Source organism: Streptomyces sp. NPDC027962 (genome assembly GCF_055566095.1).
Genome location: NZ_JBVHTA010000012.1, coordinates 140,568 through 165,551, shown reverse-complemented (window position 1 = coordinate 165,551; position 24,984 = coordinate 140,568). Strand labels below are relative to the sequence as shown.

Sequence of the window (24,984 nt, the reverse complement as noted above, 5' to 3'; positions counted from 1 at the left end):
GGGGAGTCCCGCCGCCGCGGCGTTGCTACTTGGTCTTGGCCCAGTGGGCATACTGGTGACGGACGTAGCCGCGCGGGTCGCTCACCGTGTCCGCGCGGTCCAGCTCGATGACGCGCCGGGCGGCGTTGTCCGCGAGCTCGGGAGCGTCGCTGCCGACGCCGTGGCTCTCATCGGCGAGCGCGATGCGGTCCAGGAGCGCGGCCTTGCGGAGCCAGAACTCCCGCCCGAGCCAGCCGAACGACGGCCGTCCGATGGCTTCGTTGGCCGTCCACCCGATCTCGCTCGTGATGCTCGGGGCGAGCACGTACGCCTCTGCCGGCGTCGGCCAGACCGGCTCCGGGTCACCGTCGGTGAAGTGGTCGGCCGTGACGTACAGGCGGGCGAGCTCACCCTCGCGGGTGGGGTACTGGCGTACCGGGCCGGTGGCGAATGCTGCAGCGAGGGTCTTGGTCACGCGATCGGTGTCGGCCGGGTCGCAAATGATGCGGATCTCGAACATGGTCAGTTCTCCTTCGATGCGGTGTGTGTGGTGGGCAGTTCGGGGAGTCCGGCGTCGTTGACCGCGAGGGGGTCGAAGCCGGGGAGCATGGCGCGGGCGGTCATGGCCTCGGCGAGCGCGGTGGCATAGGCGGCGCCCTCGCGGGCCACCTCGATCTGTGTGCGCGACCGCATGGCTTCGATGCGCTCGGTGTGGCTGTGGTCCTCGCGCTTCTCGGTCATGTGTCGCTCGTGCGCGAGGGTGCTGCGGCGGTCGGTGCGCCAGTAGCGGGCGGCGAGCCCGTAGGCGATAGCGGTGGCGAGCGCCCACAGCAGCAGGGGGAGCGACATGCCGTCGGTGTATCCGGCGACCCCGGCCAGGGCGAGCCCGCCGGATGCGGCGAAGCACGTTCCGGCGAGGGTGCCGTCACCGGAACGGCCGACGGACGCGCAGGCGCCGGCCGCTGCGGCTCCCGTGGCGAGCACCACCATCAGCGTGGCGTTGCCGACGGAGTGTTCGGCGCCGTTGGCGTTCCAGATCCGCCCGAGGATGAGCACGGTGGATGTGGCGATGGCCGGGGCCGCCTTGGGGGCGAGGTGGGCGAGTGGATGGCGGACGAGGATGGGCTGGTTCATCGCGTCCCTCTCAGTTGATCTGCTGGATGGCGTCGATGACAGCGGTGGTGAGCTGGGAGATGGGCCCGGCCGCGCCGGTGGAGGCGAGGAAGAACCCAAACGCTGCGGCGACGAACGCGGAGCCGTAGCCGAGGGTCTTGGAGCGCAGAAGGAAGAACAGGACGAGCCCGAAGAGGGCGACGAGCGAGACGGTCACGGCCATGGCCGGATACTCCTTTGACGGTGGATCGGGGCGGCTGGGTAAGCTGCGGGCACCCTGGGGTGCTGGCAAGCTCGAGGGTTTGGCCGACGGTTGCGCCCACCTAGCTCCTGCAAAGAGCGGGGTACGTCTCATGACGGGCACCGTCGGCCGCTTCGCGTCTGCGTCAGCGGGTGCCTTCGCGGTACAGGCGCTGGGCGCGGTTGAAGACCCAGCGGCCGATGCGTATGCGGCGGCCGGTGGCCTTGCAGCGGCGGCAGTTCTTGCCGCGCTTGAGCTGTCCCTTGCGGTCGGTCTTCGTCTCGAAGCCGAAGCCGCGGCACTTGCGGCAGGGCCCGAACGGGGCCGCGGCACACATGGCGGCGTAACCAAACGTGACGGCGAACAGGCAGGCGATAGCAAGGGCGACGGGGGTCATTGGGGCCCTCCCAGGGCGGTTTCCGGCGTCTGTGCAGGTGGGGTGCTATCCACTAGATCGCTGATGAGACCCGGTTTGGGTCGCTAGTGGGGGTGCTACCGGTAGCAGGCGAACCTGCTACCGGTAGCGGCCCGATCGGGCTATGCGGCGCCCCGGTTCTGGTCACGCTCCGCAATCGCCTTGGTGAGGTCGGCGCGGACGATGCCGCGCCTAGTGGTGCGGGCTCCGTCGTCCGTGGTGCCGGCGACGTCGCGGGTCTTGATGCCGTGCGGCTTGAGCGCGGATGTGACGTTCTCGCCCTTCCAGCCGCCGTAGACCTCCGGCCGCAGCTCCGCCAGGCGCAGCGCGATCCGCTCGTTCCACACCCGCTCTTCCGTCTCGGGCACGACGGCGGCGATGTCGGCGAGCAGGTCGTAGGACGGGCCCTTGGCCTGCTCGGTGTCCTCGCCCAATGCGCGGCCGGACAGGGTGCCTTCGGCCTTGCGCAGGGCCAGCGCCCGTTGGGCGATGGCGTTGGTGGCCGGGTCGTCCAGGTAAGCGGTGCGCACCACGACCGGGAGGGTGGTGGCGCCCTTGAGGTAGCCGTTTCCGGCGTCGATCTCGGGCCGGAACTGCGTGGCGCGGACGCCGTTCTTGTAGGCGCTGGTGCCGAGGATCATGTCGTTCTCGGTCTGGCCTGCGACTTTGAGCGCGAAGCGGATGGACACGTTGCCGCTGACCCCGGTCGGCAGCGAGTCCTTGTCGGGGCGCTGCGTGGCCAGGACCAGGCTCACGCCCAGGGCGCGGCCGAGCTTGATGATGAACTCGGCATCCTCGCCGGCCTGCTTGCCGTAGGTGCCGTGGGCGAAGAGGTTCTGGCACTCGTCGAACACGGCGAGCAGCGGCCACAACTTGAGTGAGCGCTTGTCGGCGATCTGCCGGGTGACCCGCTTGTCCGGGCACAGGTCCCGCGGCAGGTGCTTGATCGCCTTGGCGCGGCGCATGACCTCTTCGCGCAGCAGCTTGAGCGAGTCGGCCGCGTACTTCACCGAGTCGTCATCGATGCCGGAGACGAATCGGTGCGAGACGCATTCGAGGGAGTCGAGGTCACCGGTCCCCTTGTTCTCGTGGAGCCACAGCTCCACCGACGGATCGAGGGCCGCGCCGCAGGCGAGGACGCGCACGGAGCTGGTCTTGCCCTGGCCGGGCAGGGACCCGATGAGCACGTTGTGCTGGATCAGCGGCACCGCCTGCGCCCGGCCGCGCGGGTCCAACCCGAACGGGATGCGCTTGAACACGTCGTGCCGCGCGGCGTTGGCGAGCTGCCACTTGACGATGCCGGTCTTGGACAGGTCCCGGTCCCCGACCCACAGGATGAGCCGTCCCTCGTGCTCGTTCGGGTCGGCGTCCGGCCACACACAACCCAGAGGGCGACGCAGACCGGAAGCGAGCCGCGCCCGGCGGTCGGCCACGTCCGCCACCGTGACACCCAGCGGCAGGTCGATGTCCGCGCGCCAACCGGGTCCTTCGCGGGTGATCGGGGAGGCGAACTTGATGCCGTCCTGGCCCTTGGCGACCGCGGAGGCGATCTGCCCGATCCCGATCGACGCCATGGCCTTGACCACGATGTCGCTGGTGAGCTTCTGCACCTCGGTCTTGATGACCGCGCGCGTCGACAGCGGCGCATCCGCCGGCGCCCCGACCCAGCCGAACCCGAGCACCGCTGCGACGGCGGCGATGACCTGCGTCAACGGCTGCGCGCCGTAGACGAGGTAGAGCACGCCGACCAGCGAGCCGAGCCCGCCCACGGCCGTGAGCAGCATCCGGAGCCGGACGCGGCGGTCACGCTGCTTGGACAGCTTCAGGTACAGCTCGGAGTTCTCCCGCCGGGCTTCCGCCTGGCGCAGCGGCTCGCCCTCCGCGTCCACGGCCCAGTGACCCACCTTGGACAGGGTGTTCACCACGCCGCGCGGTGCACGCACCACGAGCTTGGGCACGTACAACACCGGGACACGGACTGCGTGGAAGGCGACGGTGTGGCCGACATGCCCGGCGATCCACCCGGCCGCATCCTTGAACTCCGGGCTGGACTTCATCCACACGGGGATGACGTCCAGCCGCTTGGAGCCCTTGATCCGATCCAGCAGACCCGGACCCGACTCGGTCGGCACCATCGCATCGACCCGGACCGTCTCCGAGTCGGCCGACGCGTCGCGCAGCGGGTTGCCCGACCCGGCGGTGCGGGAGTCGGCGGACGCGTCGGGTGACCGGTCGGCCGACTCGGACCGGGCCGACCGCGCCTTGCCGAGGTCGACCACATCCGCGCCGGAGTCGGCGCTCATCTCGGCTTCGAGTCGGTTGAACAGTTCGTTCTCATCATCGGGGTGCTTCACTGACAGTTCCTTCCAAGGGAGGGTGGGCCCGACCGACGCTGTGAGAGGTGAGCGGTCGGGCCCGTGGTGGTTGTTCAGGCGGCGCGCTGTTCTTCGGGGTAGGCGCAGGAGACGCACATACCGAGTGAGGTCGGGATGACGTATCCGGCGTCCGTGCGGCAGGCGGGGCAGGTGCGTCGGGCGCGCATCGCCTTGGCGAGCGCGGCCGACTTCCCGGCGGTCATGGGCCGGATGGGCTTGGCCCGGTCGACGCGGTACAGGTAGGCGACCAGCACGCCGTTCTTGCGGCGGCGGGAGCGGCGCATCACCTGCGCGGCGACCGGCTGTCCGCCCGGCCGTAGGCCGCGGGCGCGAAGCTGGCGGCGGGTGGCGTAGCCGTCGGGTGCGAAGCGCCACGGGAAGGTCGGTATCCCCCATATCGCGCCCGCCGGGTCGTAGCACTTGCCGAACGCCGGGAACATCAGGCAGCCATCCCGACCGGCGGGGTATCGGTGCGGGCTCCGCGGCGGCCGGAGCGTCGGCCGGCCACCGTGGCGAACAGCCGCCCCAGCCCCGCCCGCCGGACACCGGCGCGTGCTTGCTTGGCCGCATACATGGCCTCATCCGCCCGCCCAAGCAGCTGGGACAGGTCCTCGCCCGGATGGTCGGCGGCGCGGACCCAGCCGAGCGAGACCGTGGTGCGCACGGCCGGCGCCTGGCCATCGACCGGGCGGGCGAGCACCCCATGCAACACCGCCAGCAGATCGGCCGCGGTGCCGTTGCGGTCGATGACCACGGCGGCGAACTCATCGCCCCCGAGCCGCCCGGCCACCCCATCGGTGCCGACGTAGTGGGCGAGCCGCTGAGCCGTGGCCTTGAGCAGCGCGTCCCCGGCCGCGTGGCCGTGTCGGTCGTTGATCTGCTTGAAGCGGTCGACGTCGGCGAGGACGACCACCGCCCGCTCATCGCGCAGCAGCGCGGTGGCACGCCGAGTGAATCCCTGGCGGGTCCGCAGTCCGGTCATCGGGTCGCGGCGGGCAGTGTGCAGGCGGCGGCGCAGCCAGAGCGCGTGCAGTGCCCAAGCTGTCGACAGCGGCGCGGCGGTGGCCAGGGTGGTTAAGAGGGTGCTCATGCCGCCGCCCCTTCGCTGTCGTTGCTGTCCTTGGTGGTGTCGGCGTCGACGGGGTGCAGGCGCCGGCCGTCGGCCCGCTCGCTCAGCAGCGCGTCCCGCAGTACGCGGGAGTTGGCTGCAGAGCAGTGCAGCGTGGTGCGGATCGCCTCCGCGTTGATCGCGTCATCCGCCCAACCGGCCGTGGTCTCACGGGCTTCGGCCAGCAGCTCCGCCGCAGTGCGCTGCCCCTTGCCTGCCTTGGGCTTGGTCTTGGTGGTGCGCTTGCGCGGTGGCTTCGGCGCGTCCGCCTCCGGCGCGGCGGGCGGCTCGGGGGCGGGCTCCGCAGGCGGCAGTTCCTCGCCCGCGGGGGTGAGTTCCCCGAGCTTGAGGAGCACGCGCTCGCGGCGCGGGGTGCGCGTACGCCACCGAAGGCCGTGCCGCTCGCGAAGGTCTGCGCGGGCGAGCTGCCGCTCCCGCTCTCGCCCGAGAGCGTCGGTGTAGGAGGTGATCTCCCACAGCGTCATCCGCCGCCACAGGGCGAACGTCGACAGCGGAGCGAGCAGCCATCGCGAGGCACGGATTTTGTCCATCCGCCGGCCGGTTGCCGCGCCGATCCTGACCGCGTAGATGTGGGCGCCGATCTCGGAGAACACCACCCACAGCAGCGGCATCGTGCCGTGTGCAACCTTCGCCCACGCCCCCGGGCCGGAGGCGACGTTTAGGCCGCACGTCACCAGCGTGAGAATCCAGGGAACGAACCGGACCCAGGCGAGAGCCATGTCCATCCGGATCAACAGCAGGTTCGCCACGGTGAACACCGGGATCGCCACGTCGATACCGACGGGAAGCATCCACGGCTCACCGAACCCCCACCGCAGCGCGGCGGCCGACACGGCGTCGAACGATGAGATCAGACCCAGCGCCCCGACACCGGCCGCGGCGAATGCACCGACACCGGCAAGGCCCATCTCCGGACGCGTCAACGGCGGCACCGCCGGGCGCGACACCTCGGCAGCAGTAGTCATGCCGCCACCCCGTTCCGGCGCGGCCGGCGGCGAGCCACCCTCGGCGCGGGCAGCGGGATGACGTTGAACAGCTCCGGCGCGAACATCTCGATCGCCTCCGCGGCGACCCGGCTCACGTCGTCCGGCAGGTCGGGGTTGTCGGCGAGGATGTCGCGGGCCGCGTCCAGGCGGGCCGCGCGCTCCATCTCGCTCTCGCCCTCCACCCCGAGCCACAGCTCAACCGGCGTGCCCAGGGCGAGTTCGATGAAATCGGTGTCACTGACGACCTGATGGCCGCCGATGAATGTGCGCATGGTGCTCTCCTGAATCGAAGGAACAGGGAGAACCCGGGCGGCGGGCGACCTTGCTGGGGAGTCCCGCTGCACGAGCGTGTGCGTGTTGAGCAAGCCGCAACCCACGAGCAGGTCCGCGGCAGCCGTTCGTCTGTGACGAGTGGCCATGGCCACCGCCGCCGCCCCGAGAGGAGGCGGCGGGACCCAAACCACTGGTAGGTGCACGGTCTGTTGCCAGACGCCGTGCGATTCAGTTCTCAAGAAACGGGCGCTTCCTTCGGACCCGTCTCACGGGGCTCTCCGGGCGCTGGTACTGCGGTTTCGGCTCGGCTTCGCCAATGCAGAGCGTCAGATTGACCTAAGTCAATTCCAGGTAGGAAGTTACCTAGGTCTATCCGCATCGTCAAGGGGAGCGTCCGGATGGAAATTGACCTAGGCCGGTTACCCTCGACGCATGGAGAAGAGCGCCGGCACACCTCGCCCCACGGCCAAAGACATCGCCGCAGACATCCGGCAAGAGATCGTGAACGGAACCCTCAGCCCCGGCGACCAACTGCGGGCAGCCCGCGATCTGGCCAAGGAGTACGGAGTGACGCTGGTCAAGGTGCAGAACGCGTATCGAGAGCTCAGCGAGGAAGGTCTCGTGTACTCCCAGCAAGGGCGCGGCACCTTTGTGGTCGACCCGGCGCACCCGGCCAACGAAGTACAGAGCGGCGGGTCGGCGTTCATCGCCCTCGCTACGGAGATCAGCGCGATTCACGAGACGCTCCGTCAGCTCGGTGAGCGGCTTGATCACCTTGAGCACGTCGTGAACTCCGACGACTCAACACCCACCCCGTGACGGAGTGGGCCCGCAAGACGAGCCCGGCCACGTCGGTTCGCGCCCTACGGAGACTTGCCGTGAGCAGCGCGTGCTGAGCGGGCGTGAGCGCCGCTCTGCTGTGATGGTGCTGAAGTGTCTCGGACATGCAAGACAGCTTGGGAGCGGAAACGACGATGGACCCGGACAGACTGTCCGGGTCCATTGTCGTTGCAGGTCAGGGGTGTTGACGAAGCGTCATTTCATGGCTTGGTCCACCGTGCCGAGCACTGCCGCCCACGGGATTGAGCGCTGAGCCGGCGCTTCCCTCGGTTCGTACAGCGGCCAGACATCTGGCCCGTAGACCAGGTGCACGCCTGCCTCCCTCAGAGCTGCGAGGTGACGCTCCCAAGCCGGGTGACGCGCGTGGGCTGCGTTCACCCTCGGGAAGGCGACAACGGGAAGACCCAGCGTGCCGAGGGCTTCGCCCACCTGAGTCAGCGCCTGGTTGTCCGCGATGCCTGTCGCGAGTTTTGCTACGAAGTTGGCGCTCGCGGGGGCGACCACGTAGCAGTCAACGGGCGGATGCGGTCGCGCATCTCCTGGGAGCCGCGGTTCATCGCGTACGGGGATGCCTGTCGCACTCTCCAGCCTGGCGACCTCACCACTCATCCGAAGCCAGTTGCCGGCGGTGGGCGTGAGCGTCACGGCCACCTGCCATCCCCGATCGATCGCAGGCTCCACCAGCCCGGTGCGAAGCCTTTCCACCCCGCCGGCCCCCGAAGCCACGACCCCGAGAACTCCCTGCTTTCCCGTACTCACTGCACCGCCCTGCACCGTTGAGCCATCACGAACACCTCGGACGAGCGGGCACCCGCAGTCACCGGGGACTGCTTGGTCAGATCCCGCAGCGTCTCGCGCACCCTGGGATTGTTGCGTACGAGCTGCGGCGACGTACGTTCGGCCATGCGGAGTTCCGCGAACGCCGCATCTCCATGTCCGGCCAGCGAGAGGGCGCGGGCGAAGTCGATGCGGTGGGAGACGCTGCGCTCCTGGGGCATGTGGTCCACGTTGATCCGTCCGTTCTCGACCACGTAGGCGACATTGTCGAGGTCGAGCTCGATGGACAGCCGGTGCAGTAGGACGTTCGTCGGACCGAAGCCGGTCTGCCAGTAGTTCTCATCCGAGCCGAGGTCGTCCGCGAGTTCTTCGGCACGGTCGAGGAGACGGGTCGCTGTGGGGCGGTCCTGGTGGCGGGCCGCCGCTACGGCAGCCCGCAGATGAATCATGCCGAGCAGGCTCAGCGCGGACGGGTCACTATCCGCTACCCGCGGGGCAAGCCAGTTGGCAGTGGCGTCGCCCAGCTGCATCGCAGCCTCGTACCGGCCGTTGGCGAGCAGGGCATGCGTACCCGAGCGGGCTGCCGACGCCAATACGAGCGGGTCGTCCGATGAGTCCGCCGCTTGCATGGCTCGCTCTGCCGCAAGCCATGAGATGTCCGATTCGCCGATCTTCGCGAGCGTCGTCGCTGCGAGATGGTGCGTCCGGGCCGATACTGCCCAACAGTCGTGACGGTCCTCCTCGCGGCGAGCGGCTCGGTCCTCGAGCTCTTGGGCAGTCTGGAGCAGACCGGGTAGCGCTGCGATCACGCTGCCAAGGCGGCCGCCCTGATAGTCGTTCCACGCTTTTTCGACTCGGACGGCAATCGGCGCAGGCGTAGGGAGTTGAGCCTCTGCCTCCGGGCCAAAGAGGAGACGTGAGAGCCGCCTTGGACTCATGAGCGCGTCGCGCACTGCCGGCACATCATCCTGCTGCTTCTCGTCTTCCACGAGCACGGTCTGACCGACCAGGTCCGCGAGGGGGACGCGCAGGATGCGCGCGAGTTCGGCGAGCATGTCGATCCGGGGCGGCTTGCGCCGGCCGGTCTCGGCCTTGGCCAACCAGTCGGTACTCCGGCCCACCAGCCCGGCCAGCACCTCTTGCGTGTATCCGCGGCGCCTCCGGTAGAACGCGATTCGTTCGCCGATGCTGAGGTGATCTCCAAGACCACGCATTGGTGCTGCCTCCCGCTAACTGGGTAGGGAACCACTTCTCACGGTACTGACGTTTTGTGGTCGGAACGCGCACCGAGGTCCGGTTGCCGCCGCCAGTGTGCCGCCTCAACTCGGCGACGACCCCGCCAGTTTGTCCGGGCTCAGAGCCAGCTAGGTTCAAGCCAGAGCAGTCAGCAGCTGGCGCCTAACGTGGGCCGGGGGGCGGTGATCGTGATCCAGGCAACGATCAAGCACCTTTCGTCGACAAGGTCCAGCTACACAGGGTCCCCGAACGGCCACCCTGTGGGTACGCTGATCCGCATGTCGGGAGAATTGCTGCACAGCAAGGGCGAAGAGGGGGCTCGACGGGCCAAGCACTGGCTCGACGCGACAACGCGCGCCAACGCCCGCTGGGTTAACCCGAACCCAACCGCCATCCCGAAACTGACGTTCGATTGGACTGACGGCGCCAAGTTCTCTTACGACCTCGGCGGCATTCTGATCGGTGGAGACCTAGACGGGCAAGAGTTCCTCGTTGAATCAAAATTCTACGAGACGCCCGGGCATCAGGGCTCAATGTACGTCGAGTATCTGGCGAAATGCTATCGGGCGTACGTCACGCGACCCGATCGCTGCGACAATTTCATGTGGATCACCTGGCATCCATTCTCTCTAACCAAATGGTCGAAATTGTGCACAGCCCTCGAAGTGCGCTCCGCCGTCCTGTTGCACCACGAGAAGGCGCTCGGATGCGACGTTCAGGGCGAAGCAGAATCAATTGTTGACGACGAAGTTTGCAAGGAAGTAGCCGATAGACTTTGGCTCATACTCCTGAGTAAGCGCCAGGAAGAGCTAGTAATCAGCAAGAGACACCTCGGCTGGATACGAGAGCGCGAGACCGCAGAGGAGGGGTTCTGATGTCAAAAACCGACTATGCGCACGCCTTGCGGGATGCCCTATACGATCCAAACCCTAACTCAAGCGCGCGACGCGTAAAAGAGTTGGTAATCAGGGAACTTCGAGACGTTGACCCTCGGATCGAAATCAAAAACACCGATTACTTCAATCATACCTTCTCTCCGGACCTAGTGCTCTCTTGGCCCGAGTCCAACGCGACCAAAAAGCGTTTCGTCTTTCTGCGTCTCCCAGACGCCCCCAAATACTTCGCTGAAGATGTCGAATTGATCAGCGAACTTCACCCCATCGTCTACGGATTGGACGACGGCGTGAACCTTTCAGCGTCAATGAACGCCGTAGCTGACCTGAGTCACCAGAATGACGTACTCGTGACTGACGTGCATGGTATGGATCGATTGGCCAAGAACCGCGAGGATCGCAGCATTGCCAATCTCGTATCGTCGGCCCTCCTCAGGGGTGGTCGTGGCTTGATGGACTCGGCCGGTGCGGAGCAGATCTCAGCAGCGGTAAGTCGGGGGTTCGAGGGGGCACGGGCCGCGGACGTCGCCCCTACAGAGAGTGCCGTTGATTCCCTTCAACATCACCTCATGCCAGCCCAGTCAAGGCAGATGACCCAGTTCCTACAGGCCGTATGGATTTCCTCCCAAGGGCGCATTGAAGGATTCCCAGGACCAAAGGAACTGACCGGCGAGATCGGTGACGAGTCCCTCGAATACCTGATTCACTTCGAACCCATCAGCGACCCTGAATTCTGGCGCGCATTGGGAACCTCGGTTACAGTCGAGCAATTGTCTCGCCTGAGAGTTACAGCAGAACCAGTCAATCTCCAGCACCTCGTGCACGCAAATCTCGACCGACTCTGGTCTCGACACATGCGGCTCAAGGTCGGAGAATTGACGCTGCCCGACGTCGCGACATCAGCAAAGTGGACGGTTACGCGAAAAGCCCTCTGCCTGCGCGGCGACGATTACTCTGCATACTTTGCAGAGAACTCGCCGAGCCTAAGGCACATCAAGCAGGATCAAGCGTATGGAATCCCCGTCGAAGACGTCAGGCGCCGCTCAAGCAATATCCATCTGAGCGAGCTAACGATCAAGAAGGGTGTGGAAAGCTTCACAGTCGAGTCAGAGGGAAATCGCAGCGTCCTTGCAACCGAGAGTCTATCCGCACTGCCGGCGAGCTACCTAAATGAAGCGCGTGCCATTAAGGCCACTTCCAAGACGCCCGGCGGTCAGGAAATACATTGCGATTTCCTGGGCCGCGACGCGTCAGCCGTGACCAGCGCACGAATCACGCTTACAGATTGGCTGTCGACGGCTCTCCCACTCTTGTGGGATATTCCAGACTCGGAAGAATTGGCTGCTGTGGAAGAGGACCTGCCGTAGGCCGGCATACGACTCTTGTGAAGGGTGTCCGAGCTGTCCGGCTGTCCGGTTAGGTCTCAGACCTGCGCAAACACCCCGGACAGCTGGGGCATGGGCTGTCCGGGGTGTCCGGCCAAAGCGAGCTCAGATGTTCTCTATGAGCCGGGGGCGGGGGAATGACCGGTTTGCGATGTCAATGTGTCCACAAGCGCTCCCCTTGTTGGTGAGGGCAGCGCCCGTCTCCCTCGCCAGAGCCGGGAAGAACTGTTGCCCCTCGGGCGACTGGCTTGAGGTGACCCAGTCGTAGCCCGGCCCATCGCGCAGAGCCCACAGCAAGAGCCGCCGCCCGAGGCCCTGCCGCTGCCATTCGTTGATGATCGAGATTTTCGCGATCACACCGCATCTGCACCCATGGCAGACGTTCCAAATCAGGATTGCGTGATCAAGCCCGTCCCGATCGCACACTCGGATGACCTTGGCATCTGCGCTCGCGCTGTTCGGGTAGTACAGGAAGAGCTTCTCTTCCTTCGGGTTGCGCACCTTGATCCACCACCACATGAACTCGCTTAAGCCCTCCGGCATTTGGCCTCCAACCGCTCGTTGAGACGACCGTACGACCCTCGACTGACAATGCGGGCATCTCCAACGCCAATCAGTGGGAAGCGGGTGCTCGCGGTACAACCGGCTGTAACACCCAGGGTGTTACAGCCCGTCGGCGAAGCCGACTCTTGGTCAGTTGTGTCGCCGCAGGCGTCTCCGATATGCCTTGCTGCCCCATGAGTGGCGCGTCCTCAGGGCGGGAAGCACCTACGCCAAGTCTCTGGGAGGGAACAGGATGAGAAGCGACCCTGACGAGATCAAGGACGAGGATGGCATCGTCTGGACCGAGGACATAGCGCCCCTCGACTACGTGCGCGAAACGCTGGTGGAGACTGCCGGAACCCGTCGGCGCCCGGTGCGGTGGGATGGTCCCGGCCGACGTGTTGGCTATTCGGTCCTCAAGGCCGACGCGTCCAGCGGCACCACCCCCGGCATGTTCAAACGAAGGGTGTTCTGGGTTAAGGACTACGACCGCTCGGAACAGCCGGACGGAACCTACAAGACCGGGGCCCCGAGCGAAGGAGTGGACCCGAGGACCGTCGCGCCAGGAGTCTGGGGCGAGCTGACAGACCGGGCCTGGGGCAAGCCCGTCGCAGGGCACGAGACGACTGCCCACCCCTGACACCCCGTGCGCAGCTGAGTGTCTAACTGCGCTACAACGACGGCGTACTGACACGAACAACCACGGACGTTCAGGCACCGTCGGGCCAGGTCAGCGAGGCTCCGGCCCAAGGCCGGCCCGGCGATCGAATTGCTTCGGGACGAAGAGGTCGTGGGTTCAAATCCCGCCACCCCGACAGTGAAGTACCAGGTCAGGGGCCTGATCCGCAGTGCGGGTCGGGCCCCTGACTGATTCCTGGAGATCGCTTGGGAGAAATCTGGGAGAAGATCTTGGTCAGAGTCTCCCAGTGGGGGCCGCGTGCGGTGCGGCAGCCGGAGCCGTTCGGCGCTACGCGACCGCAAAACAGCGCTCCATCCGCCCGAGAAACATGCCTAACTGCCTCAACGGTCATTGGGGCGACAGTTGCGCTGAAGTTTCCCCGTGATCTCGGACATGTGATCGTTATGCCGCGAGGGCGTGCTGATGCCGCTGTCTGGTCTCGGCTGGGGTGAGATAGCCGAAGGTCTTGTGCTTGCGCAGGCGGCGGCGGTTGTAGAAGGTCTCGATGAAGTTGAAGACCTCGGCGCGGGCGGTGGCCCGGTCGGGCCAGGTGCGGGTGCCGATCTCTTCTTTGAGCAGGGCCCAGAAGCTCTCCGCAGCGGCGTTGTCGAAGCATGATCCGGTGCGTCCGCAGCTCTGCCGCAGCCCGAATTTCCCTATTCGTTCCCGGAGCTGGGTGGATGTGTACTCGCTGCCGCGATCGCTGTGGATCACGCAGCCGGGCTGCAGTCCGGCCCGGCCGTGGGCCATGTCGAGCGCGTCGACGACGAGCTCGGCGCGGTGGTGGTCGGCCATGGCATAGCCGACCACCTCGCGGGTGGCCAGGTCCAGCCAGCAGGCGAGGTAGAGCCAGCCCTCTGCGGTGAGCAGGTAGGTGATGTCACCGACCAGCTTGGTGCCGGGGCGCTCGGCGTGGAAGTCGCGGCCGATCAGGTCCGGGGCCGGCTTCGCCTTCACATCAGGCCGGGTCAGCGAACGCCTCTTTCGGCGGGTGACACCGCGGATGTCGCGTTCACGCATTACGCGGGCGACGCGTTTGCGGTTCACCCGTCGGTCCAGGCGGCGCAATTCGGCGTGGATTCGCGGGACACCGTAGGTGCACCGGGAGGCGATGTGCAGCACGGCAATCTCGTGCGCGAGCGCATCGTCGGCAGCCTGACGAGCGCGACGGGCGGCCTCGCCCTCGCGCCAGGCGTAGTAGGAGGAGCGGGAGACCTTCAGCACCCGGCACAGCAGGACGATCGGATAGGCCGCCTTCTCCGCGTGGATCAACCGGTACAGCTCGTTCACCGGTCGTTCTCCTTCACGAAGAAGGCCGTCGCTTTTTTCAGGATCTCGATCGTCTGCTGCTGTTCGCGGACCTCCTTGCGCAGCCGCTTGAGTTCCTCGCGCTCGACGCTGGTCAGCTCGCCGGACCCGCCCTCGCCCCGGTCCGCCTTCGCCCGGCGGTACCAGCCCCGCAGGGACTCCGAGCTGATGCCGAGCTCCCGGGCCACCGCGGTGACTGTCTTGCCGGACGAATCCACGAGCGCGATCGCGTCCCGCTTGAACTCCTCGGTGTACCGCTTCGTGTACTTGCTTCCCACCTGGTGCTACTTCCTCTGGAACTCAAGATCCCAGTCTCCAGGTGTCCACGATCAAGGGGAAGCTTCATTGATCACACCCGCTTCCGTACCCGAAGCGGTGTCAGGCCGCGCACCCCAGCGCATCGTGGGCGAATGCGAGAGCCCGGATCCGGGCTCCCACGGCGTCGGGGCCGCGGGAGGCCAGCGCCCGCAGAGCACTGACCTGTCGCCCCGAGGTCCACAGCCCAGTGGCCGGGGAAAGAAACGGGACGACGGCGACGCCCAGCTCGGTGAAGGGGGCGTGGTCCAGGTAGGTCATACCGCCGGTGCCGCACAGGTACGCGCGTGCACCGGTAGCGCCGGCCAGGTCGGCCAGCCGCTCGGACCGGCCCGTGCGTGTCGGCAGGGTGCTGCTGATGAAGATCTGTCCCCGCCATCCGAGCAGTTCGAGCAGGGCGCGAGTCGAGGCTGCGGCCACCGTCGCGACCCTTCCTGTGTCGAACGCGTTCCAGACCGGCTGAAGGGCTCGCTCAACGGCGGGCCAGTGAGGACTGGTCCCGTACTGCTGGCGCAGGATCGATGAGGCTCTGCGTCGGGCCGCGGCAGGGTCAGCGATCAGGGTGTCTCTGATGAGGGTGGCGCGCCCGGAGGGGCGGTGAGTGGGGATGGTCAGCCACCGGTTCGGGCCGAGACCGTCGAGTGTGGCGATGCGGGCGCGATGCTGGTAGTCGCGGCGGACGAACTGCACGTCTTCCAGGACGATCCAGTGGTCCGCCGCGAACAGCTTGGCCAGCGTGGTCAGCCGGGGCATGAAGTTGGGCTGGTGGATGGCGCACAGGCCGCCCGGGGAGGAGGGTTCAGGAAGCGATGAGGCGGCTGGTGAAGCCGGCGTGGATGAGGGATTCGTACGCAGCATGCACGTCCTCCGGGACCTCCTGCTCGATGGCGAACCCGAGCTTCGGATACTCGATCACCCGCTGGAGGTCGCCGACGAGCATGTCCACCACGAGCCTCTCGTCGCCGATGGACTTGAGGTAGTCGTCGAACTCCAGGGTTTCCGAGGCGCACACCATCTCGGCCTCGGGCCACAGCTTGCGGGCGGTGGCGTACGACCGCCGTTCCATGTAGGGCTTGGAGACCAGCAGCACCTTCTTCGGGGTGATGCCGGCGTCGGCCAGGACCTCGCGGGCGAGGGTGATGTTCTCCCCGGTGTTCGCGGCGTGGGGCTCCAGCAGAATCGCGGAGGCGGGGACGTCGAGGTCGATGGCGTGCTCGCGGAAGTGCACCGCTTCGCCGCGGGGGAAGACCTTGGCGGTGGTCGGGCTGTTGCCGCCGGTGAAGACCAGCGTGGGGAAGAGACCTGCGTGGTACAGCTCGGCGGCGCGCGTGGCCACCCCCAGGTCGTGGCTGCCCAGGCCGATCGCCACGTCCACGGGGCGGGCCTGGTGGTGCATCTGGTGGTAGTCCCAGATCGCCTTGGCCTGGTGCCACTGGTCTTCGGTGATGGCCTGCTGGTTGTCACTCACGCGTTCGTCTCCCTGATCACCGTCGGCGAGGCCCCGGGCGGCCCCTCACTGCTGGCCTTGACGTTCTCGATACTGCGCAGTTGGTGCACGAGGCCGTACTGCGCGGCCGTCCGAGCGGCCTGGCCGAGAACGCGTAGCCCATCATCGCGGGTCGCCGTGTCGGAGAGCAGGATGTGGCCGTGAGCGGTATCCAGTCGTACGCGTTGCATCGGTGAGTCGGTACTCCCGCTGCTTCGGGCGATGTCAATGAAGTGCAGGGCCTGGGTGAGGTCGCCGACGCCCTGGCGGGCCAGGGCGAGCTTCTGATGGGCCACCGACCAGTCGTCGGGTTCGGTGAGGTCTTCGAATTCACGGGTCGCGGCCTGCATCACGCGGGTCGCGTAGTCGTGGTTGCCGTCCTTGCTGAGCGCGGTGCCCACCCACAGGCGGGCTCTGGCCCGGTCACGGCGAGAGAGCCGGTCGTCGACGGCGAGCGTCTCGTACGTACGGGCTGACGCCTCCAGGTCACCGGACATCTCCGCGACGACCGCGAGGGACAGATCGAGCTGGGCGACGCGGCGGGGGATGTCGAGCTGGGTGAAGATCGAGCGTGCGCCCGCGTAGGAGTGGCGGGCGGACAGTGGTCCGAGCACGGCGCCTTGATCACGCTTGAGGTCACCGAGTAGCGCGGTGGATCGGGCGTATAGGTACAGGCCCTTGTCGTCGAGTTCAGTGGCCTTGAAGCGGTTGAGCCATCTGCCCAGCAGGCTGTCGGCGAAGGTGAAGTTCTGCCGGGACAGGGCGACGACGGCACGGTCCAGGTCGTCGGTCCACGACTCGTACTCCCAGGCTCTGGGCCCGGAAGTCGTCACCCGGCGTCCGGCCGCCGCCTGCCCAGGGCCGGCCATCTCGGACAGGAGTGTTTCGAAGCGCAGGTGTACGGAGGCATCGGCGCGGCCGAGTGCAGTGTCGAGGATGGCCTGCGTGTCGGGTCGGGGCTCGGTCGTGGACAGGAGCTTTTCCCACTTGGAGACGGTCGCGGCGGCGAGACCGAGGCGCTCGGCGAAAGCCCGCACGCTCAGGCGGAGAGCGAGCCGCAAGGCTCTGGCCTCCAGGCCGGTCCAGTGGTGCACGGTCGCCACGCGTCGCTCCCTTCCACCGGTCATGGAAGCAGAAGCGTGCGGCCGGTGGGTCGGAAGTGGAACGCAAGTAGAACAGTCGGTGATTCCAACGACGTTGGGCAACAGCCACGCTCAAGAGGTCACCACTTCACCGAGTCGCCTGGACGGTCGCAAGCATGGAACCCCTCACGGAGCATCGCCCGGTCAGCGGTCCCCTCGTATACGGCCTTCTGCGGTTGGTCGGCGTCTCCGCAGCCCGTCAGACGGCCCTGCGCGCGTCGCTGGTGGACTACTGCCGCACCCACGAACTGCAGCTCTCCGGCGTCTTCATGGACCGATACGTGACAACCGAACCCAGATCCGCCGCGTTCACGGGACTGCTGGACGCGCTGGCTCTTCCGGACGTCTATGGCGTCGTCGCGCCGGCCCTCTCCCACCTGGGGCCGAAGCACGTCGCGGCCGAACGCACTCGCTGGATCGAGACGACCGGCGCCCGCCTCCTACTGGCTCGCCGACCCCGCACCACGCGTCCCTCGGCTCTTCGTCACGAGCCCGCCCACCGCAGCTTCCGGGCACAAGTTCGCGTCCTGGGCGCGGAGTCATGAGGCACGTCATGCCCGAGTCGCTTCAGCAGTTCTTCGACGCTCGACACCAGTCCGTACGTCAGGCACGGGAGTTCGCCACTCGAACGCTGGACGGCTGGGGCCTACGGACCCGCACCGAGGACATCCGCCTGTGCGTCTCCGAACTCGCCACGAACGCCGTCGTCCACGGCACCGCCCCAGGACACGGCTTCCTCGTCCGGCTCGACATCGACGACGGCTGCGTACGTCTGCAAGTACACGACAGCCGTCGCCAACGACCTGTCTTGCGTGAGCCGACCGCCACGGATCTCTCCGGGAGGGGCCTGACGTTGGTGGCCGCGCTCTCCGACGAGTGGGGAGTCGAGGACCGTACCCCGCTCGGGAAGATCACCTGGTCCTGCTTCAAGACTGTGGGCGGCGCCGCACACCCGATCAGCCCTCCCGGCTCAGACCGCGACGACCGCCCTGTGGAGGTCCGATGACCACAATCGGCACACCGGATCGGGCTGCGCCTGCCGCCTCAAGCACGCGTCTCGTGGCCAGCCCGTTCCTCGCCCAGCACCTCCTTCTTCAGCCAGGCCGTGCGGTCGGTGTGCGCATTCCTGGGATCCGCTACGAGGAGCTGCGCGCCGCGAGCCACGAGGGAGACCCCCTGCCGGCCTGGCTTGCCGATGCCGCGCGGCAGGCGTGGGGCATCGAACTGCCTAACGGGGCGGTCGGCGATTTCGTCCTCGTCCGCGAGCGTTCGCCGTACGGGTACGCGAAAGCATCCTGGGAGATCAACCTCGGCTGCGACTACGACTGCGAGTTCTGCTACCTCGGCGAGAAGCGCTTCGAGGGCCTGGACTGGACGGGCAAGCAGCAGCTCCTGCGGACGATGCGCGACGCGGGCGTGCTCTGGCTGCAGATCACGGGCGGCGAGGCACTGATCGACCGCGAGTTCGGCGCTGCCTACGAGTACGCCCACCAGCTCGGGATGATGGTGCAGGTCTCCTCGAACGGCTCCTCCCTGCGCAAGCAGCCGATCCGCGGGCTGTTCGCCCGCCACCGGCCCTACCGGCTCACGCTCAGCGTCTACGGCGCGACCGCGGGCACCTACGACAAGGTCACTCGCAACCGCGGCGCGTTCGGCCGGTTCATCCAGGGCCTGGACGCCGCCCACCAGGACCGGCTGCCGGTCCGGCTGAACGTGATCGTGTCGGACGACAACGCCCATGAGGTCGACGCGATGGTGGCTCTGTGTGTGCGCTATGGCTTCCCGCACCAGGTCTTCACAAACATGTCGCCGACGATCGACGGCGAGGCGAACCCGCTGGCGACGCAGGCCGAGGGCCACATCAAGGCCCGGAGCATCTTCACCGGCTGCAATGCCGGCCGGACGTTCTTCCACGTCAACCCGCACGGCATCGCGTCCGTCTGCAAGGTCGGCCGCGACCCGAGCGTGAACCTCGTGACCGAGGGCGTCGCCGCCCTCACCCGGCTCGGCGCCATCGCCGAGTCCCTACAGCTCCGCACCGGTGGATGCTCCGGCTGCACGAAGGTCGGCACCTGCCGTACCTGCCGGCCGCTGGCCAAGCTCTACCAGGAGGCGGGGGACCGACGAGAGCTCTACTGCCAACACGGAGGCTACGGATCATGACCCCACCCACCACAACCCTCACCTCGCCACGCGAACCGGTGCTGCTCAGTCTGGGCCAGCGCCCCACCGACGGAACCGTCGGAACCCTGCCCGTGCCCCTGCCGGCCGCGGCCATCCGCGACGACGAGGTCCAGATCATCATCGACCTGGACGAGGCCGCCGAAGGCGCCGAGTGCAGCTGCTCGGCCGGCGACGACCAGCCGTACTAAATACACCGCAGGCGGGCGCCGCACCGCTCGCGTACGCATCCCATGAGTGCCGCCCCGGTCATACCCTGGCTGGGGCGGCACTCCCTTGTCTCCGAGCCCCATGAGGAACCGCGCGTGTCCATGTCTCGCATTCCCTTCGATCAGCTCCCCGCCGACGTCCGCCAAGCTGTCACCGACAAGACCGGCGCCGTGCATCAGGCGGTGACCATGACCGGCGGCATGAACTCCGGTGTCGCCTCCGTCCTGGAGACCGAGAGCGGCAGCGTTTTCGTGAAGGGCATCGCGAGTGATCATCCGCAGGTCGCAGCACAGCGCCGCGAGGCGGAGATCGCCCCCCACCTGCCCACGTCCTGTCCCCGCCTGTACTGGCACCTGGAAGTCGGTGGATGGAGCCTTCTCGGATACGAGGTCCTGAGCGGTCGCCACGCCGACTACAGGCCCGGCTCAGCCGACTTGGTGCTCGTAGAAGCCGCGCTCACCGAACTGCAACGGGTCACCGCTCCGGCCGACATCGAGATCAAGGACGCGGTGGACCGCTGGGCGGATTACGCTCCGCCCGGAACGCTCCAGCACTTCAGCGGCAACACCCTGCTGCACACCGACTTTGCACCGCACAACGTCCTGATCGCCGACGGGCGTGCTCGCCTCATCGACTGGGCGTGGCCAACGCGCGGTGCGGCGTGGATCGATCCAGGCGCCTTGGCGCTGAGGCTCATGGACGCCGGGCACCCGGCGGAGGACGCGATCATGTTCGCAGGCCGCTTCCCGTCGTGGCGGAACACCGATCCGGAGGCACTGACGGCATTCGGTTCCGCATCCGCGGTGCTGTGGCGGGAGATCGCCGAGGAGGATCCAACGCCGTGGAAGCAGGGGATGGCCAAGCGGGCCGCTGCGTTCAGGCTCGTACTCCACAGAGGGGCGTAGGCCCAGTAACAACAGAGGGGGCGACGTTCGCCAGCAACAGACGTCCACTGCGAAAAGACCGAGACGGGCGCCAGCGTCTGCTCCCATCTTCAGACTATGACCGTCACCGCACGGCGGGATCTGGTGAGCCCCGCGACCCGCAATGCTTTTCGCTCTCTGGCCACGGACCTGACCGTCCGCATTGTGGCCGAGCTGTGGGAGGACCACGGGTTCGCTCCCATCCCTCCAGACGAGCTGAAGTACCAGGACTCGGGCCAGCGTCGAACCGAGTTCATGTTCTACGCGGAAGGTGTCGACTGGTCAGACTCGAACCAGGCGCGGCGTGCGCTCCTGGTTTTCGAGGACTTCATTCGCGCGTACCGCGACCCGGGCGATCAGGGCACACCGAAGTGGTTGGACGACATCAGGGTGCGCCTGGAACGGGACGGCTTCGCTCTCGATCAGGAGGGCAGGATCTCTTGGTCCAACCCGCCGGTGCTGGTCCGTGATCTGAGCGGCCTGAGCGACGCCTCAGGCATCACGATCGAGCTGGAGCGTATCCGCAGAGACCTCACAACAGATCCCCACGGTGCCATTGGCGCAGCCAAGCAGCTCATCGAGGCAACCGCGAAGACGGCTCTTAACGAACTCAGTATCGAGGTCGACAAGAACGCCGCACTTCCCGCTCTGATCAGCACTGTCCAGAAGGCGCTGAGGCTTGACGCCGGCTCGGCGCCTGACGGACCAGACGGCAGCAAGGCCGTGAAGAAGATCCTTTCGGGCTCGGTGAACATCGCCGTCGGGGTCGCCGAACTACGCAACAAGGGTTTCGGCAGCGGTCACGGCCAGGCGAGCGCACCGTCCGGGCTTGGAGTGCGCCACGCCCGACTCACGGTCAACGCTGCCGTCGCCTGGTGCGAGCTGATCCTCGACACCCTGTCGGACCCCACCGCACCGTGGCGCAAGGCCAAGGTCTAAATCGCTCCATCCCCACAGATACCGTCTCGCCTGCAGAACCTTGCAAACTTGCTCCGCAATGCAATTCGAAGGCAGCCCCGTATAGGGTGTGGGTTATCCGGTGAAGTTTAGGTCGTGAGACCGGGAAACGCCGAGCATGGCCTGGTGAACGCCGTTACCCCTCGAAGCGCGGTGGTGCGGATAGCTTGGCGGGCGCTGCGGCAGGCCGCACGAAAGGCTAATTAGGTGTCGCCTTCCAGGGCGAAGGCGCCTCGCATGACGGCGGCCGAGGCCGGGATGAAGGGCTCGGAGACGACCGCGTACAGGTGGATCAGGTTCATCGCCGTACGCAGGGTCAGCGCGGCGCCGTCCGGGTCGGTCTTGATCTCCAGCCAGGGGGCCTTCTCTTCCAGGTAGGAGTTGCCGGCCGACCACAGGGCGCGCAGCGCGGCCGCAGCCTTGCGGAACTGGAGGGCCTCCATCTGCTCCTCGTACTCGGCGAGCAGCCGCGCGATCTCCTCGCCCAGCTTCGCTTCGGCCTCGCCGGCGCCGTGACCCGCCGGGACTTCGTCGCCGAATCGCTTGCGGGAGAAGGACAGCACGCGGTTGACGAAGTTGCCGAGGGTGTCGGCCAGGTCCTTGTTGACCGTGGCGGTGAAGTGCTCCCAGGTGAAGGAGGAATCGTCGGACTCGGGGGCGTTGGCGATCAGGAAGTAGCGCCAGTAGTCACCGGGCAGGATCTCCAGGGCCGCATCGGTGAAGACGCCACGCTTCTGCGAGGTGGAGAACTTGCCGCCTTAGTACGTCAGCCAGTTGAAGCCCTTGACGACGTCGACCTTCTTCCACGGCTCACGCACACCGAGCACGGTCGCCGGGAACATCACCGTGTGGAAGGGGACGTTGTCCTTCGCCATGAACTGCGTGTACCGAACGGAGTCGTCGGCCTCGTACCACCACGACTTCCAGTCACGGGTCTCACCGTCCTGGGCGGTGTCCGCCCACTCCTTCGTCGCGCCGATGTACTCGATCGGGGCGTCGAACCAGACGTAGAAGACCTTGCCTCCGGCGGCGAGGTCCGGCCAGGTGTCGGCGGGGACAGGGACACCCCAGTCGAGGTCGCGGGTGATCGCGCGGTCGTTCAGGCCCTCGGTCAGCCACTTGCGGGCGATGGCCGAGGACAGGTGCGGCCACTCCGCGCTGACCGCGCCGATCCACGCCTCGACCTCGTGCTGGAGCTTGGACTGCAGCAGGAAGAGGTGCTTGGTCTCGCGGACTTCCAGATCCGTGGAACCGCTGATCGCCGAGCGCGGGTCGATCAGATCCGTCAGGACCAACGAGATACCGCGGACCCCCTCAGCTCCACAGAGCGGCTGACCGGGCGGAACCTCCGGCGCCACAGACCTCAGCGACCACACCGCCCGTGCCGCCGGGAGCAGTTCCCCAGGGCCGCAGGCCGGCGGGCGGCACGAGCCGTCCTATGTCGGTCAGCCGACCCGCGCCTGGCCCCGTACATGTGCTGCCAGCGGCTCCCACCAGGTGCGATGGGTGCGGTACCAGTGCACCGTGGCGGTGAGGGATGCGGCGAAATCGTGGCGGGGGCGGTAGCCGAGTTCGTCGTGAGCCCGGGTCCAGTCCACCGCGTAGCGGAGGTCGTGGCCCTTGCGGTCGGCGACGTGGCGTACCTGGTCCGCGTCGGCTCCGCAGACCGTGAGGAGTTCGGCGGTGAGCTCCTTGTTGGTGAGTTCCGTGCCGCCGCCGATGTTGTACGTCCGGCCGGCGCGGCCCCGGGTGCGGACCAGGTCGACGGCGCGGCAGTGGTCGTCCACGTGCAGCCAGTCGCGCAGGTTGGAGCCGTCGCCGTAGAGGGGTACGGGCAGTCCGTCCAGGAGGTTCGTGACGAAGCGGGGGATCAGCTTCTCCGGGTACTGGTACGGCCCGTAGTTGTTGGAGCAGCGGGTGATCCGCACGTCCAGGCCGTGGCTGCGGTAGGCGGCGCGGGCCAGCAGTTCCGAGGATGCCTTCGAGGCGGAGTAGGGCGAGTTGGGCGCCAGCGGGCTGTCCTCGGTCCAGGGGGCGTCGGCCGGGCCCAGCGAGCCGTAGACCTCGTCCGTGGAGACGTGCACGAAGGTCCGTACCCCGGCTCGGGCCGCGGCGTCCAGGAGGATCTGGGTGCCCAGCACGTTCGTACGGACGAACGGCTCGCCGCTGTCCAGGGAGCGGTCCACGTGTGACTCGGCGGCGAAGTGCACGACCTCGTCGTGGTCGGCGAGCAGGCGTTCCACGAGCGCCGCGTCGCAGATGTCGCCGCGGACGAAGGAGAGTCGGGGATCGCTGCGGACCGGGGCGAGGTTCGCGGGGTTGCCCGAGTACGTGAGCTTGTCCAGGACGGTCAGGGCGGCGGGCGGGGCCTCGGCGTCGGGGCCGAGCAGGGCCCGCACGTATGACGAACCGATGAAGCCCGCCCCGCCGGTCACCAGGATCCTGGCCGGGGCCGCCTCGGAGCCGGTGGACATCACGCGCATATCTGCACCCTGCTGTGGTCGCCGACGATCAGGCGATGGGCCCCGGGGGCGGCCGGGGCCGGTCCGACCGTCGCCTCCCGGCCGATGAGCGAGGCGTTGACCGGGCGGACACCGGTGACGCGGGCGCCCTGGAGGACGATGGAGTACTCGATGTCGCTGTCGTCGATGCGGCAGTCGCCGGCGATCGAGGTGTACGGGCCGATCCGGGAGCCGGTGACCGTGGTGCCGGGGCCGATCACCGCGGGCCCCACGATCCGGGAGCGCGTGATCACGGCTCCGCGCTCGACCACGACCGTCCCCGTGAGATCGGACTCCGCGTCGACCAGGCCCTCGACGCGGTGCGCGAGGCTGCCGAGCACCGTGCGGTTGACGTCGAGCATGTCGTTCGCGTTCCCCGTGTCCTTCCAGTAGCCGGTGACGGACTCGGAGCGTATCTCGTGTCCCGTGTCCACCAGCCACTGGAGCGCGTCCGTGATCTCCAGTTCGCCGCGTGCGGAGGGCGCGACGGCTCGAACCGCCGCGTGCACCACCGGGGTGAAGTAGAAGACACCGACCAGAGCCAGGTCGCTCTTCGGGACCCGCGGCTTCTCCTCCAGAGCCCGTACACGTCCCTCGGCGTCCAGTTCCACCACGCCGAAAGCGGAGGGGTCGGGCACCCGCGTCACGAGGATCTGCGCGTCCGGGCGGCACCTGCGGAAGGTCTCGGTGACCTTGGTGATCCCGCCCACGATGAAGTTGTCGCCGAGGAACATCAGGAAGTCGTCATCGGCCAGGAAGTCGCGTGCGACGAGCACCGCGTGGGCGAGTCCGAGCGGCTCCTCCTGCTCGATGTAGGTGACGTCCAGTCCGAACCGCGAGCCGTCGCCCACCGCCGTGCGGATCTCCGGGCCGGTCGCCCCGACGATCACACCGACCTCGGTGATCCCCGCCTCGGCGATCGACTCCAGACCGTAGAAGAGGACCGGCTTGTTGGCGACCGGCACGAGCTGTTTGGCGGAGGTGTGGGTCAGGGGCCGCAGCCGCGTCCCGCTGCCTCCCGCGAGGACCAGCGCTTTCACCAGGGCTCCTGACGTGAGAGGGCGATCGGGGTGGTGGTCATGGCAAGGGGCGATGTG

Annotated in this window: 29 protein-coding genes and 1 pseudogene; 10 read left to right on the top strand and 20 right to left on the bottom strand. The window is 67.4% G+C overall.

What is annotated here, in order from left to right:
- Positions 1 to 25: 25 nt before the first annotated feature.
- The 9 genes from ACZ4SA_RS14560 to ACZ4SA_RS14520 form a co-directional block, all read right to left on the bottom strand.
- Positions 26 to 499 (bottom strand): hypothetical protein, encoded by a 474-nt coding sequence (locus tag ACZ4SA_RS14560; RefSeq protein ID WP_468273869.1) that lies wholly within the window; start codon positions 497 to 499, stop codon positions 26 to 28.
- A gap of 2 nt (positions 500 to 501) precedes the next feature.
- On the bottom strand, positions 502 to 1,113 hold the full coding sequence (locus tag ACZ4SA_RS14555) for a hypothetical protein (RefSeq protein WP_468273866.1): 612 nt from the start codon (positions 1,111 to 1,113) through the stop codon (positions 502 to 504).
- A 10-nt stretch (positions 1,114 to 1,123) separates the two neighbouring features.
- Positions 1,124 to 1,315 carry a hypothetical protein gene (locus ACZ4SA_RS14550; RefSeq protein ID WP_100109127.1) on the bottom strand — a complete coding sequence of 64 codons (192 nt, stop codon included), beginning with the start codon at positions 1,313 to 1,315 and terminating at the stop codon, positions 1,124 to 1,126.
- Between the two features lie 163 nt (positions 1,316 to 1,478).
- On the bottom strand, positions 1,479 to 1,730 hold the full coding sequence (locus ACZ4SA_RS14545) for a hypothetical protein (protein WP_468273863.1): 252 nt from the start codon (positions 1,728 to 1,730) through the stop codon (positions 1,479 to 1,481).
- A 140-nt stretch (positions 1,731 to 1,870) separates the two neighbouring features.
- Positions 1,871 to 4,102: a P-loop NTPase family protein gene (locus ACZ4SA_RS14540; protein ID WP_468273860.1), complete on the bottom strand. Its 2,232-nt coding sequence runs from the start codon at positions 4,100 to 4,102 to the stop codon at positions 1,871 to 1,873.
- 74 nt (positions 4,103 to 4,176) lie between these two features.
- The gene (locus tag ACZ4SA_RS14535; RefSeq protein WP_468273858.1) at positions 4,177 to 4,563 is read right to left on the bottom strand and encodes an RRQRL motif-containing zinc-binding protein; all 387 of its coding nucleotides are present in this window, start codon (positions 4,561 to 4,563) and stop codon (positions 4,177 to 4,179) included.
- Positions 4,563 to 5,213, bottom strand: a complete 651-nt coding sequence (locus tag ACZ4SA_RS14530; RefSeq protein WP_468273856.1) for a GGDEF domain-containing protein — start codon at positions 5,211 to 5,213, stop codon at positions 4,563 to 4,565. The genes ACZ4SA_RS14535 and ACZ4SA_RS14530 overlap by 1 nt, the downstream gene beginning before the upstream one ends.
- The gene (locus ACZ4SA_RS14525; RefSeq protein WP_468273854.1) at positions 5,210 to 6,217 is read right to left on the bottom strand and encodes a DUF2637 domain-containing protein; all 1,008 of its coding nucleotides are present in this window, start codon (positions 6,215 to 6,217) and stop codon (positions 5,210 to 5,212) included. The genes ACZ4SA_RS14530 and ACZ4SA_RS14525 overlap by 4 nt, the downstream gene beginning before the upstream one ends.
- Positions 6,214 to 6,510 carry a hypothetical protein gene (locus ACZ4SA_RS14520; RefSeq protein WP_468273852.1) on the bottom strand — a complete coding sequence of 99 codons (297 nt, stop codon included), beginning with the start codon at positions 6,508 to 6,510 and terminating at the stop codon, positions 6,214 to 6,216. Before ACZ4SA_RS14520 ends, ACZ4SA_RS14525 begins: the two co-directional genes overlap by 4 nt.
- Positions 6,511 to 6,943: 433 nt before the next feature.
- On the opposite strand from ACZ4SA_RS14520, the gene ACZ4SA_RS14515 reads away from it, so the two are divergent.
- The gene (locus ACZ4SA_RS14515) at positions 6,944 to 7,330 is read left to right on the top strand and encodes a winged helix-turn-helix domain-containing protein (RefSeq protein WP_468273850.1); all 387 of its coding nucleotides are present in this window, start codon (positions 6,944 to 6,946) and stop codon (positions 7,328 to 7,330) included.
- Positions 7,331 to 7,546: 216 nt separating this feature from the next.
- Here the strand turns inward: ACZ4SA_RS14515 and ACZ4SA_RS14510 are convergent, their stop codons facing one another.
- Together ACZ4SA_RS14510 and ACZ4SA_RS14505 are read right to left on the bottom strand one after the other, a co-directional pair.
- Entirely contained in the window at positions 7,547 to 8,077 is a 531-nt protein-coding gene (locus ACZ4SA_RS14510) for a flavoprotein (RefSeq protein WP_468273848.1), read from the bottom strand.
- Between the two features lie 29 nt (positions 8,078 to 8,106).
- Positions 8,107 to 9,342 carry a helix-turn-helix domain-containing protein gene (locus ACZ4SA_RS14505; protein ID WP_468273845.1) on the bottom strand — a complete coding sequence of 412 codons (1,236 nt, stop codon included), beginning with the start codon at positions 9,340 to 9,342 and terminating at the stop codon, positions 8,107 to 8,109.
- A gap of 282 nt (positions 9,343 to 9,624) precedes the next feature.
- On the opposite strand from ACZ4SA_RS14505, the gene ACZ4SA_RS14500 reads away from it, so the two are divergent.
- Positions 9,625 to 10,239 (top strand): hypothetical protein, encoded by a 615-nt coding sequence (locus ACZ4SA_RS14500; protein WP_468273843.1) that lies wholly within the window; start codon positions 9,625 to 9,627, stop codon positions 10,237 to 10,239.
- Complete coding sequence (locus tag ACZ4SA_RS14495) at positions 10,239 to 11,624, top strand: hypothetical protein (RefSeq protein WP_468273841.1); 1,386 nt, start codon at positions 10,239 to 10,241, stop codon at positions 11,622 to 11,624. The genes ACZ4SA_RS14500 and ACZ4SA_RS14495 overlap by 1 nt, the downstream gene beginning before the upstream one ends.
- Before the next feature lie 123 nt (positions 11,625 to 11,747).
- On the opposite strand, the gene ACZ4SA_RS14490 is transcribed toward ACZ4SA_RS14495, so the two are convergent.
- Positions 11,748 to 12,185 carry a hypothetical protein gene (locus ACZ4SA_RS14490; protein ID WP_468273838.1) on the bottom strand — a complete coding sequence of 146 codons (438 nt, stop codon included), beginning with the start codon at positions 12,183 to 12,185 and terminating at the stop codon, positions 11,748 to 11,750.
- Between the two features lie 253 nt (positions 12,186 to 12,438).
- On the opposite strand from ACZ4SA_RS14490, the gene ACZ4SA_RS14485 reads away from it, so the two are divergent.
- The gene (locus tag ACZ4SA_RS14485; protein ID WP_468273835.1) at positions 12,439 to 12,825 is read left to right on the top strand and encodes a DUF6009 family protein; all 387 of its coding nucleotides are present in this window, start codon (positions 12,439 to 12,441) and stop codon (positions 12,823 to 12,825) included.
- 441 nt (positions 12,826 to 13,266) lie between these two features.
- Here ACZ4SA_RS14485 and ACZ4SA_RS14480 read toward each other — a convergent pair whose 3' ends face one another.
- From ACZ4SA_RS14480 to ACZ4SA_RS14460, 5 genes are all read right to left on the bottom strand, one after another.
- The gene (locus ACZ4SA_RS14480) at positions 13,267 to 14,154 is read right to left on the bottom strand and encodes an IS3 family transposase (RefSeq protein WP_468273832.1); all 888 of its coding nucleotides are present in this window, start codon (positions 14,152 to 14,154) and stop codon (positions 13,267 to 13,269) included.
- Positions 14,151 to 14,450: a transposase gene (locus ACZ4SA_RS14475; protein ID WP_468273829.1), complete on the bottom strand. Its 300-nt coding sequence runs from the start codon at positions 14,448 to 14,450 to the stop codon at positions 14,151 to 14,153. The genes ACZ4SA_RS14480 and ACZ4SA_RS14475 overlap by 4 nt, the downstream gene beginning before the upstream one ends.
- Positions 14,451 to 14,550: 100 nt before the next feature.
- Entirely contained in the window at positions 14,551 to 15,240 is a 690-nt protein-coding gene (locus ACZ4SA_RS14470) for a WbqC family protein (RefSeq protein WP_468273827.1), read from the bottom strand.
- Positions 15,241 to 15,286: 46 nt separating this feature from the next.
- On the bottom strand, positions 15,287 to 15,955 hold the full coding sequence (locus ACZ4SA_RS14465) for a YdcF family protein (protein ID WP_468273825.1): 669 nt from the start codon (positions 15,953 to 15,955) through the stop codon (positions 15,287 to 15,289).
- Positions 15,952 to 17,076 carry a hypothetical protein gene (locus ACZ4SA_RS14460; RefSeq protein WP_468273823.1) on the bottom strand — a complete coding sequence of 375 codons (1,125 nt, stop codon included), beginning with the start codon at positions 17,074 to 17,076 and terminating at the stop codon, positions 15,952 to 15,954. Before ACZ4SA_RS14460 ends, ACZ4SA_RS14465 begins: the two co-directional genes overlap by 4 nt.
- Positions 17,077 to 17,231: 155 nt before the next feature.
- Here ACZ4SA_RS14460 and ACZ4SA_RS14455 point away from each other — a divergent pair, with 155 nt between their 5' ends.
- From ACZ4SA_RS14455 to ACZ4SA_RS14430, 6 genes are all read left to right on the top strand, one after another.
- Positions 17,232 to 17,660: a hypothetical protein gene (locus ACZ4SA_RS14455; RefSeq protein WP_468273820.1), complete on the top strand. Its 429-nt coding sequence runs from the start codon at positions 17,232 to 17,234 to the stop codon at positions 17,658 to 17,660.
- Positions 17,661 to 17,668: 8 nt separating this feature from the next.
- Positions 17,669 to 18,121 carry an ATP-binding protein gene (locus ACZ4SA_RS14450; protein ID WP_468273818.1) on the top strand — a complete coding sequence of 151 codons (453 nt, stop codon included), beginning with the start codon at positions 17,669 to 17,671 and terminating at the stop codon, positions 18,119 to 18,121.
- Positions 18,122 to 18,174: 53 nt separating this feature from the next.
- A complete protein-coding gene (locus ACZ4SA_RS14445) occupies positions 18,175 to 19,278 on the top strand; it encodes a radical SAM protein (protein WP_468273816.1) in 1,104 nt (367 codons plus the stop codon).
- Positions 19,275 to 19,487 (top strand): hypothetical protein, encoded by a 213-nt coding sequence (locus ACZ4SA_RS14440; RefSeq protein WP_468273813.1) that lies wholly within the window; start codon positions 19,275 to 19,277, stop codon positions 19,485 to 19,487. Before ACZ4SA_RS14445 ends, ACZ4SA_RS14440 begins: the two co-directional genes overlap by 4 nt.
- Before the next feature lie 120 nt (positions 19,488 to 19,607).
- Positions 19,608 to 20,411 carry a protein kinase family protein gene (locus tag ACZ4SA_RS14435; protein ID WP_468273811.1) on the top strand — a complete coding sequence of 268 codons (804 nt, stop codon included), beginning with the start codon at positions 19,608 to 19,610 and terminating at the stop codon, positions 20,409 to 20,411.
- Positions 20,412 to 20,507: 96 nt separating this feature from the next.
- The gene (locus tag ACZ4SA_RS14430; RefSeq protein WP_468273808.1) at positions 20,508 to 21,368 is read left to right on the top strand and encodes an abortive infection family protein; all 861 of its coding nucleotides are present in this window, start codon (positions 20,508 to 20,510) and stop codon (positions 21,366 to 21,368) included.
- 224 nt (positions 21,369 to 21,592) lie between these two features.
- On the opposite strand, the pseudogene ACZ4SA_RS14425 reads toward ACZ4SA_RS14430, so the two are convergent.
- From ACZ4SA_RS14425 to ACZ4SA_RS14415, 3 genes and pseudogenes are all read right to left on the bottom strand, one after another.
- Positions 21,593 to 22,681, bottom strand: a pseudogene (locus ACZ4SA_RS14425) (methionine--tRNA ligase); the annotation flags it as partial.
- A gap of 150 nt (positions 22,682 to 22,831) precedes the next feature.
- A complete protein-coding gene (gene rfbB / locus ACZ4SA_RS14420; RefSeq protein WP_468273806.1) occupies positions 22,832 to 23,869 on the bottom strand; it encodes a dTDP-glucose 4,6-dehydratase in 1,038 nt (345 codons plus the stop codon).
- Positions 23,860 to 24,927, bottom strand: coding sequence for a glucose-1-phosphate thymidylyltransferase (locus tag ACZ4SA_RS14415; protein WP_468273804.1), 1,068 nt, complete (start codon positions 24,925 to 24,927; stop codon positions 23,860 to 23,862). Before ACZ4SA_RS14415 ends, rfbB begins: the two co-directional genes overlap by 10 nt.
- Between the last annotated feature and the right edge of the window lie 57 nt (positions 24,928 to 24,984).